This window comes from Lutibacter sp. (assembly GCF_040883305.1).
Classification (GTDB): Bacteria; Bacteroidota; Bacteroidia; order Flavobacteriales; family Flavobacteriaceae; genus Lutibacter.
The window spans coordinates 1-9775 of sequence record NZ_JBFLKT010000067.1 but is presented as its reverse complement, the minus strand read 5'-3'; the positions used below and the strand labels follow the sequence as shown (position 1 = coordinate 9775).

The 9775-nt window shown below is 29.0% G+C and carries 13 protein-coding genes; 7 read left to right on the top strand and 6 right to left on the bottom strand.

The window, feature by feature from the left end; genetic code table 11:
- Positions 1-463 (bottom strand): CAP domain-containing protein (locus AB1Z17_RS02095; RefSeq protein WP_368050133.1); only part of this gene is annotated, 463 nt, incomplete at its 3' end.
- A 386-nt stretch (positions 464-849) separates the two neighbouring features.
- On the bottom strand, positions 850-2880 hold the full coding sequence (locus tag AB1Z17_RS02090; RefSeq protein WP_368050132.1) for a M3 family metallopeptidase: 2031 nt from the start codon (positions 2878-2880) through the stop codon (positions 850-852).
- A 283-nt stretch (positions 2881-3163) separates the two neighbouring features.
- Here AB1Z17_RS02090 and AB1Z17_RS02085 point away from each other — a divergent pair, with 283 nt between their 5' ends.
- A complete protein-coding gene (locus tag AB1Z17_RS02085; RefSeq protein ID WP_368050131.1) occupies positions 3164-3310 on the top strand; it encodes a hypothetical protein in 147 nt (48 codons plus the stop codon).
- Here the strand turns inward: AB1Z17_RS02085 and purE are convergent.
- From purE to AB1Z17_RS02070, 3 genes are all read right to left on the bottom strand, one after another.
- Positions 3302-3796 carry a 5-(carboxyamino)imidazole ribonucleotide mutase gene (gene purE / locus AB1Z17_RS02080; protein ID WP_368050130.1) on the bottom strand — a complete coding sequence of 165 codons (495 nt, stop codon included), beginning with the start codon at positions 3794-3796 and terminating at the stop codon, positions 3302-3304. The genes AB1Z17_RS02085 and purE overlap by 9 nt on opposite strands.
- Before the next feature lie 72 nt (positions 3797-3868).
- Positions 3869-5014 carry a 5-(carboxyamino)imidazole ribonucleotide synthase gene (locus AB1Z17_RS02075; protein ID WP_368050129.1) on the bottom strand — a complete coding sequence of 382 codons (1146 nt, stop codon included), beginning with the start codon at positions 5012-5014 and terminating at the stop codon, positions 3869-3871.
- A 56-nt stretch (positions 5015-5070) separates the two neighbouring features.
- Complete coding sequence (locus AB1Z17_RS02070) at positions 5071-5487, bottom strand: phosphoribosylaminoimidazole carboxylase (RefSeq protein WP_368050128.1); 417 nt, start codon at positions 5485-5487, stop codon at positions 5071-5073.
- A gap of 119 nt (positions 5488-5606) precedes the next feature.
- Here AB1Z17_RS02070 and greA point away from each other — a divergent pair, with 119 nt between their 5' ends.
- Both greA and AB1Z17_RS02060 read left to right on the top strand, forming a co-directional pair.
- Positions 5607-6080: a transcription elongation factor GreA gene (gene greA, locus AB1Z17_RS02065; protein ID WP_368050127.1), complete on the top strand. Its 474-nt coding sequence runs from the start codon at positions 5607-5609 to the stop codon at positions 6078-6080.
- Between the two features lie 91 nt (positions 6081-6171).
- A complete protein-coding gene (locus tag AB1Z17_RS02060; RefSeq protein ID WP_368050126.1) occupies positions 6172-6561 on the top strand; it encodes an HIT family protein in 390 nt (129 codons plus the stop codon).
- 2 nt (positions 6562-6563) lie between these two features.
- Here AB1Z17_RS02060 and AB1Z17_RS02055 read toward each other — a convergent pair whose 3' ends face one another.
- Positions 6564-7709, bottom strand: a complete 1146-nt coding sequence (locus AB1Z17_RS02055; RefSeq protein WP_368050125.1) for a PAS domain-containing sensor histidine kinase — start codon at positions 7707-7709, stop codon at positions 6564-6566.
- Between the two features lie 227 nt (positions 7710-7936).
- On the opposite strand from AB1Z17_RS02055, the gene AB1Z17_RS02050 reads away from it, so the two are divergent.
- The 4 genes from AB1Z17_RS02050 (at position 7937) to AB1Z17_RS02035 (ending at position 9650) form a co-directional block, all read left to right on the top strand.
- Positions 7937-8311 carry a DUF3127 domain-containing protein gene (locus AB1Z17_RS02050; RefSeq protein WP_368050124.1) on the top strand — a complete coding sequence of 125 codons (375 nt, stop codon included), beginning with the start codon at positions 7937-7939 and terminating at the stop codon, positions 8309-8311.
- 86 nt (positions 8312-8397) lie between these two features.
- Complete coding sequence (gene aat, locus AB1Z17_RS02045) at positions 8398-9030, top strand: leucyl/phenylalanyl-tRNA--protein transferase (RefSeq protein ID WP_368050123.1); 633 nt, start codon at positions 8398-8400, stop codon at positions 9028-9030.
- A 52-nt stretch (positions 9031-9082) separates the two neighbouring features.
- Positions 9083-9409 (top strand): nucleotide pyrophosphohydrolase, encoded by a 327-nt coding sequence (locus AB1Z17_RS02040; RefSeq protein WP_368050122.1) that lies wholly within the window; start codon positions 9083-9085, stop codon positions 9407-9409.
- 1 nt (position 9410) lies between these two features.
- Positions 9411-9650 carry a hypothetical protein gene (locus AB1Z17_RS02035; RefSeq protein ID WP_368050121.1) on the top strand — a complete coding sequence of 80 codons (240 nt, stop codon included), beginning with the start codon at positions 9411-9413 and terminating at the stop codon, positions 9648-9650.
- The last annotated feature ends 125 nt before the right edge of the window (positions 9651-9775 follow it).

The following is a 9775-nucleotide window of genomic DNA, read 5'->3' as shown; positions in this document are numbered from 1 at the left end:
CATTATCATCAGATTCTGTTGAGATACCGAAATGAGTAGAATCAGGGTTTTCTATATTTTTTCTATGTTCAGAACTGTTAATCCAACCGTTAACAACTGCTTGTGCCGAACTATATCCATATGCCACATTCTCTGAAACAAATTTTGCCCCTGCATCCTTTATTAAATTCTGAGCTCTTATATTAAAGTTAGCATGGCTTACTTCTCCATTAGTAATCATATAGTTTGTATGAGTATCTGCTTCTTTTGAAATAATATTTAAAACTTTAAGAGTGCTTAAACTATTCGTCTCTCTATACTTGTTTACCAAATTTAAAATTTCAGTTTCAATATCTGAATAAACCACATTAATTGACACTTCTTCAATCTTACTTGATTCAAATAAATTGGCATCTTCATCTGATGGAGAACAAGAAAACAATAAAGATACAAACAACACGAGGGGAATTAAGAAGGATTTCATTTTGTGGGGATTAAAGTTTTGGGGTTAATTTATTTGAGTTTTGGGGTTAAAAAAAAACAACAACAAGTTTTATCTATAAAGAATAAACCTGTTGTCGTTTTTGAATATTGGGGTGTTTATTAAAATAAAATTCATGATTATTGTTGGGGTTATGAATTAATTACATAACAAATATAAGTTTAAATACCCAGCTGAACAAAAAATTTGCCATTTATTTGTCAAAACACACCATTTATGTGATTTTTCAGTCTTTTTATATGGTAATTCAATACTATTGTAAGGAAAATCTATACTCTGTTAAATTAAATTTGAGAATATTTATTTTTAAATTGCAAAAAAGAGGGAAATTTTATTTTAAAATTTCCCTCTTTTTTATAAAATTTCAATTATTTGAGTAGACCGGCTCTTTTTAACAAGGCAGCATTGTCTGGTTTTTTTCCTCTAAAAAGTTTATAAAGTTTCATAGGGTTTTCTGTGCCTCCTTTTTCTAAAACAAAAGATTTAAATTTTCTTGCAGTTTCTTTGTCAAAAATTCCTTTTTCTAAAAACAATGCAAAAGCATCTGCATCTAAAACTTCAGCCCATTTATAAGAATAATATCCAGCAGAATAACCTCCTTGAAAAATGTGCGAGAATGAAGTGCTCATACAGTTTTCCTTAACATCTGGAAAAAGGTTGGTGTTTTTAAACGAGGTTAACTCAAATTCTTTAACATTTTTTATATCAGATGGGTTCTTACTATGCCAATCCATGTCTAAAAGTCCGAAACTTATTTGGCGCACAGTATGCATTCCTTCCATAAAGTTTGAAGATTTTTTAATTTTATCAATTAATTCCATTGGTATTAATTCATTTGTTTCAAAATGCTTGGCAAATAAATTTAAAGCCTCTTTTTGGTAGCACCAATTTTCAAATAATTGACTCGGAAGTTCAACAAAATCCCAATACACATTTGTCCCTGACAAACTTGGATAGATGGTATTTGCCAACATACCGTGTAAAGCGTGTCCAAATTCATGAAACAACGTGGTAACCTCGTTAAAAGTTAATAATGATGGTTTTGTTTCTGTTGGTTTTGTAAAATTACATACTATGGAAATATGAGGTCTGGAGTTTTCTTCATCTTTTACCCATTGCCCCTTAAAAGTAGTCATCCAAGCGCCATTACGTTTCCCTGGTCTTGGAAAAAAGTCAGCATATAAAATAGCTATAAAGTTTCCAGAAGTATCCGTAACTTTATATGTTTTTACATCTTTATTGTAGGTGTCTATGTTATATATTTCTTCAAACTGTAAATCGTATAATTTGGTTGAAATCTCAAAAACCCCAGCTATTACATTTTCTAGTTTAAAATAAGGCTTTAGTTTTTCTTCTTCTAAATCAAAAAGTTCTTTTTTTAATTTTTCTGAATAGTAAGAACTATCCCATTTTTCAAGTTGAGTAATTCCATCTTTTTTTGCAATTTCGCTAAGTTGATCGAATTCTTTTTTAGCAGCTGGTGTTGCTTTTTCTAAAATATCATTTAAAAAAGTTGTAACATTTTCTGGATTTTCAGCCATTCTTTCTTCTAAAACAAAATGAGCGTGGGATTTGTAACCTAATAAAACAGCTCTTTTATGTCTGTAGTTTGCAATGTCTAAAACAATTTGTTGATTGTCGTATTTGTTATTTTTAAATGCCTTAGCTCCGAATGCAATAGCTAATTTTTTTCTTAAATTTCTATCTTCTGCATACATCATAAATGGAACGTAACTAGGATAATCTAATGTAATTACCCAACCTTCTTTGTTTTTTTGTTTGGCGTTTAATGCAGCTGCCTCAATAACACTTTCTGGCAAACCTGCTAATTCATTTTTAATAGTTAAATGCAATTCAAAAGCATTGGTTTCTGCTAGAACATGTTCTCCAAACTTTAACTTTAATTTAGAAAGCTCTGTATCAATTTTTCTTAATTCATCTTTTTTATGGATTTCTAAATTAGCACCATTTCTGACAAAACTTTTATATTTTTTGTTTAAAAGCATGTCTTGCTCAGGTGTTAAATTTAGCTCATCCTTAATGTCGTAAAGAAGCTGCACTCTATTAAACAGTTCCTCATTTAAAGTTATGTCATTTGAAAATTCAGATAACATTGGAGAAACTTCCTGGGCAATTTGTTGAATTTCATCATTAGTTTCAGCACTATTTAAATTAAAAAAAACACTTGAAATTCTATCTAATTTTTCACTACAAAATTCTAGAGCTGCAATAGTGTTTTCAAAAGTAGGAACAGCTTTATTATTTGCAATTTGGTCAATTTCTTCTTTTGAAATTTTAATACCTGCAATAAAAGCAGGTTTAAAATGTTCATTTTTAATTTTTGAAAAAGGAGCAGATGAATATAGTGTATTAAATTTTTCTAATAAAGGATTTTTCATAAGTCTATTTTATTTTTTTAATGTCATATGCTGCCAGACCGCCAGACTGATTCGCTATTAACCATTTCATTGCATGATAAATTTTTAGTGTGCTCATTTCATAATTGAAATAGAGTCTTTTTATATAAACAAAGGTATTATTTATACTGGTTTTTTAAGCAAAATATGATATAAAAATAAAACGTATTTTATTTTTATATCATATACTATTTATAGCAAAAGAACGTTATAATAAATAGATAAATGTAAAAGAATAATTCGATTAATTTTAATAGATACTGTTATGAAATCTATTTTAAAAAATACTAAAAAATCACTTACAATGAAGGTTAAAGATAGAATATTAAACTTGAATACAATTGCACCTGGATTTAATTATAAAAATAAAAATGGAGCAGTTATTATACCTAAAACGGGCATTTTACTGTAATTTACTTTTAAGATTTTCAGAAGCTTTAATAACTTTTATTTTTAAATTTTCCTTGTAAAGCAACATCTTTTCAAGTACAGATTTATTTGAGCTACCAATAATTTGTGCGGCTAAAATACCGGCATTAAGTGCCCCATCAAGTGCGACTGTTGCTACGGGAACTCCTCCTGGCATTTGAAGTATGGATAAAACAGAATCCCAACCATCAATTGAATTTCTAGACTTTACAGGAACGCCGATTACTGGTAATGGACTCATAGAAGCTACCATCCCAGGTAAATGGGCTGCACCTCCAGCACCAGCAATAATTACTGAAATTCCTCTCAAATGAGCATTTTTTGAATAGTCGAATAATTTTTCTGGAGTTCTATGTGCAGAAACTATATCAACTTCAGTTTCAATATCAAAACCTTTTAAAAAATCTATTGCCTGTTGCATTATCGGAAGGTCAGAATCACTTCCCATTATTATTCCTACTTTACTCATAATTATTTTAGTTAAAAAATTTAAAGGTTGAAAAGTTTAAAAGTTAATAGGTTCAAGTTTAAAAACCAACAACTATTTACTCACAACTCTAATAGTATTCTTTACTTTTTCAGCAATTTTACGTGCTTCTGCTAAATCATTATTTACAATGGTTACGTGGCCCATTTTTCTAAAAGGTCTGGTTTGTTTTTTTCCATAAATATGTGGTGTAACTCCATCCATTTTTAGAATTTCCTCCATATTTTCATAAACTACATCACCCGAAAACCCTTCTGCTCCAACCAAATTTACCATAATTCCGGCAACTTTACTAGCTGTATTTCCTAAAGGAAGGTTTAAAATGCTTCTTACATGTTGTTCAAATTGGTTAGAGTAAGATGCTTCAATACTATAATGACCACTATTATGAGTTCTTGGGGCTACTTCGTTAACCAAAATCTCATCATCTTCGGTTTGAAATAATTCAACTGCTAACAAACCAATATGTTTAAAAGATCTAGCTACTTTTAATGCAATCTTTGTTGCTTTTTCGGCAATTTCGTTAGAAATTCTAGCAGGACAAATAACATATTCTACCTGATTGGCTTCTGGGTGAAATTCCATTTCAACTACTGGATATGTTTTTACTTCACCATCTTTATTTCGGGCAACTATTACTGCTAATTCATTTTTAAATGGAATTAAATCTTCAATAATACAATCAGTATCAGCTAAAGAATTTAAATCATCGTAATTTTTTACAATTTTAACACCTGTTCCATCATATCCAAATTGAGCAGATTTCCAAACAAAAGGGAAATTTAAAACCTCCTTTTTTAATTCATTTAAACAAGAAAAACGTTTATGAGGTGATGTTGGAATATTATTATTTACAAAAAAATCTTTCTGCTTTCCTTTATGCTGAATTGTTTGTAAAACACTAGGTTGCGGATATATTTCTAAACCTTCTTGCTCTAATTTTAAAAGAGCATCAATATTAACATGTTCAATTTCAATGGTTAACAAGTCTACTTTTTTTCCAAAATTGTAAACAGTTTCAAAATCTAGTAAACTTCCTTGGTGAAACTCGTTACAAATCTGTGCACAAGGAGCATCAGCAGCACCATCTAAAATAACAGTATATATATCGAATTTGTGAGTTTCAGCTAATAACATTTTGCCTAATTGCCCTCCGCCTAAAACGCCTAATCTAAAATTTGATGAGAAATAATTTTTCACTTTTTATGCTTTCAGACAAAAATAGTAATCTGTTTTAATTTAATAGGTATCTATAGTTAAAAGTTTGTAATAATTAGTACTGAACCACTTTTAACAACTCTATATTCTCTTGCAAAATGACGATTTCCAGAAGTTTGTGGTGAACCATCGTAAATACTATATTCACTATTGTCGCAAGAACATTTTAGCTTAAGGCTGCCATCAAAGACCATAGGTATAGAGCAATCGTAATTTGGACAAGCTCTTTCAAAAGCTTTAAAAGAGGGATTCCCAATCCCAGTATTTTGTATAATAATACCTTGTATAGCTCCACTTGTATAAGCCCAACCACTTGGAACTTGAAGGTCTATATATTGTGGTAAATTTAAATTTACCGTTTCGCTAAAACTAATTTCTGGTAAAATATCATTTGTTTCATTTTTTTCGCAAGAAATAAATAATAATACTAAAAACAATACAAGTAATTTTCGCATAAGTTTAATTTGCGTTTATTGGTTAAACGATTGCAATTTACAAATATTTCGTACATTTGTATTAAATCTCATTCTGGCTTTCAGTTGTGAGATTTTTGTATTTATTAAAACGACAAGTTATGAGTAAAATTTCGTATTATTCTGAAGAAGGAATGAAAAATCTAAAGAAAGAATTAGATCAATTAGAACATGTGGAAAGACCAAGGGTTAGTAATGATATTGCTGAAGCAAGAGATAAAGGGGATTTAAGCGAAAATGCCGAGTACCACGCTGCAAAAGAAGAACAGTCTCATTTAGAATTAAAAATAGCAAAGCTAAAAGAAGTTATTTCAAATGCTAGAATTATAGATGAATCTAAATTAGATAACTCTAAAATATTAATCCATTCAAAAGTAAAATTAAAAAATACTGCCAACAATTTGGAGGTTAATTATACATTGGTTGCAGATTCTGAAACAAATATAAAAGAAGGAAAATTAGCAGTAAATTCCCCAATTGGAAAAGGATTACTTGGAAAAAAAGTTGGTGATGTTGCTGAGATTCAAGTACCTAATGGAATTTTAACTTTTGAAATTTTAGAAATTTCGAGATAATAAAAACAATAAATAGGTTTTAAAAACTTTTAAAACCCTTTTCAATTGTCAAATTGAGAAGGGTTTCTTATTTTTGAGTAAAATTGATTGTATGAGTTCTATATTCACAAAAATAATTAATGGTGAAATTCCATCGTATAAAATTGCAGAAAATGAAGATTTTTATGTTTTTTTAGATATCAATCCAAATGCTAAAGGCCATACACTAGTAGTACCAAAAAAAGAAATAAATAAGCTTTTTGATTTAGATGAAGGACTATATAACCGATTGATGAGTTATTCCAGAAAAATTGCTAAGGCAATTGAAAAAGTAATTCCTTGTGAACGTATTGGAATGGCGGTTATTGGCTTAGAAGTGCCTCATGTACATGTACATTTAATTCCATTACAAAAAATGGAAGACATTCAATTTATTAAAAAAGTAAAAATGAGTCCTCAAGAATTTGAAACTACTGCAAAAGCAATTGCTACAAATTTATAAGCTTATTTTTTTAAGACTATTAAAAAAGTAGTTCCCTTTTTCAATTCAGATTTTAAAACGGCAATTTTACCATTATGGTAATTTTCAATAATTCGTTTCGCCAAAGATAAGCCTAATCCCCAGCCACGTTTTTTAGTGGTAAAACCAGGAGAAAATATTTTGTGTTGCATGTTTCTAGGAATCCCCTTTCCAGTATCTATTATTTTAATAAAAACTTGTTTATCATCTTCTGAAATAGAAAGAAAAATTTTGCCTTTCCCCTCCATTGCATCAATGGCGTTTTTAATAAGGTTTTCAATAACCCAACTAAACAATTGAACGTTAATATTGCTGAATATTTCGAAATTTGAAGTTTCAAATTTAAATTCAACCTGTTTAGAACTTCTCAACTCTAAATAATTAAAAGAATCTCTAGTTGCTTTTACAATATTGTGCCTTTTTAGAACAGGAATTGAGCCAATTTTCGAAAAACGTTCAGCAATTGTATTTAGCCTATTTACATCATTTTCAATCTCTTGTACAGTGCTTTCATCTGTATTCTCTAGTCGTAAAATTTCAATCCAACCTAATAAAGATGATAGCGGTGTGCCAATTTGATGTGCAGTCTCTCTAGCCATCCCAGTCCAGAGTTTATTTTGATCGGCAACTTTATTCGATTTAAAAAATAAATAAATTACACTTGCAAATAAAAATAAAATAAGAATTAAAGCAACAGGATAATATTTTAATTTAGTTAATAAATCAGAATCTCTGTAATAAATAAACTGACTCGTATTTCCACGTTTATGACTAACTATTAAAGGAGCATTTTGACCTTTCATAATAGCCAATTGCTTTTTTAAATAGGTTGTTTTTTTTGTTTTAACAGAATCTAAATTAGCCCATAAAGTAATACTATCTTTTTCAGTAATTATCATTGGAATATTGTTATTCTTTCCAATAATTTTGTCTTCCAAAGAAAAATCGGCATTTAAATCGAATGTGCCAAAGCGCTCATACGCACCTGCTAAAATTTCCATTTTATCACGCTCTTCGTTTTTAAACTTCTGAAAAAAATCATAAGTATTCCATAAAATAAGTGCTACAATAATAAATGAAGTTATTATTACAGCCCAACGAATTATTTGTGCGTTTTTGTATGAAGCCATTATTCAAATATAGAATATATGTTGTATATAACTTAAAAATTAAAACCTTATTATTAAAAGTAATTATTTAAACCCAAATATTTTTTTTGATGTTAATAAGTTTACAAAATAAGATAAGCAATATATTGGGTTTGATGTTTTAAAAAAATTACATTTGTGAAATCTATTTAGAAATAAAATGAAAAGAATTGGTGTGTTTTAGCACCGCTAATGAAAAAATTTGAAATATGGAAGTTATTGGAAAAATTAAATTAATTAATGAAACACAAACGTTTGGAGCAAGTGGTTTTAGAAAAAGAGAATTAGTTGTTACTACAAACGAGCAATATCCACAAATGTTAATGATTGAATTTATTCAAGATAAATGTGATTTGTTAAATAATTATCAAGTAGGGCAAGATGTTAAAGTATCTATAAATTTACGAGGTAGAGAATGGATTAATCCAGAAGGAATTGCTAAATATTTTAATTCGATCCAAGGTTGGAGAATTGAATTAGCACAAGCTGAAGGCGGACAAGAAGTTCCTCCTATGGCTCCATTAGATAATCTTGAAACAATTTCAAAAACTGATGATAACGAACCAGATGACTTACCTTTTTAAGGAAGTATAAATAGTATTTAAAAAGAGAAAAGCGAAAGTTTTTCTCTTTTTTTTGTTTCAGTATATTTGTAAAAAATAAAAAATGCATGTTTTTACTTTCAAAAGATTTAGTGTTTCCTCCTGTTCATTTAGCTGATAAAGATGGCTTATTGGCCATTGGTGGTGACTTGTCTTTAGAACGATTATTATTAGCTTATAAAAGTGGAATTTTTCCTTGGTATAATTCTGGAGAGCCTATTATTTGGTACAGTCCAAATTTAAGGATGGTATTGTTTCCAAAGGATTTAAAAATTTCAAAAAGTATGAAACAGATAATCCGAAAAAATGAGTATAAGATTACATTTAACCAGAATTTTAAAGCCGTTATTTCAAATTGTAAAACCATTAAAAGAGATGGTCAAGGAGGAACTTGGATAACTGATGAGATGCAAGATGCTTATTTAAAATTACACGAAAAAGGAATTGCAAAATCTGTAGAGGTATGGCTTGAAAATGAATTAGTTGGAGGCTTATACGGCATTGATTTAGGAGCCGTTTTTTGTGGAGAAAGTATGTTTAGCAAAATAAGTAATACATCAAAACTAGCATTTATTTATTTGGTTCAAAAGTTGGAAAAAGAAAATTATAAATTAATAGATTGCCAAGTTTACAATCCACATTTAGAAAGTTTAGGTGCTGATGAAATTTCTAGAGAAGAATTTTTGAAATTTTTGAAATAGATAGATATTCTAAGAACTTCATTACCTTTGAACATTAATAAATTACCACAAAATGGATATAAAAAACGCACAACTAATAGTTGATACTTGGATTAAAGAACATGGAGTTCGTTATTTTAATGAATTAACAAATATGGCGCAATTAACTGAAGAAGTTGGTGAAGTTGCTAGAATTATTGCAAGAAGATATGGGGAGCAAAGTGAAAAAGAAAGCGATAAAAACAAAGATTTAGGAGAAGAATTAGCCGATGTTGTTTTTGTGGTTTTATGTTTAGCAAACCAAACAGGTATTGATTTACAAGCTGCTTTTGATAAAAAAATGGATATTAAAACAGATCGTGATCACGATCGCCATCATAATAATAAAAAATTAAAGTAATATGAATCAGTATAAAAACGCAACTTTTTTGCACTTAACTCTCAGATTTGGAGCCGCATTTTTAGTATTGTTTTCAATAGTAAAAATTGGATTAAAGATTCTAAGATCAGGTAGTTTTAACCAAATGATTGCAGATTATTTTGGCCCAGAAACCTGGTACAGATTTATTGGCCAACTTTTATTAGCCTCTTTATTTTATGGGCTGTTTATGGCTGGTTATTATAAGTTTATAAAAAAGTAACTTATGGTGAAATCGATAAAATAAATAATTAATACAAACCCATAAATTGTGTAAATTTCAAAAAACTCAGGATTGAATTCAATCCTGAGTTTTTTTTATAATTATTCCGATTCTGAAGTCATTCT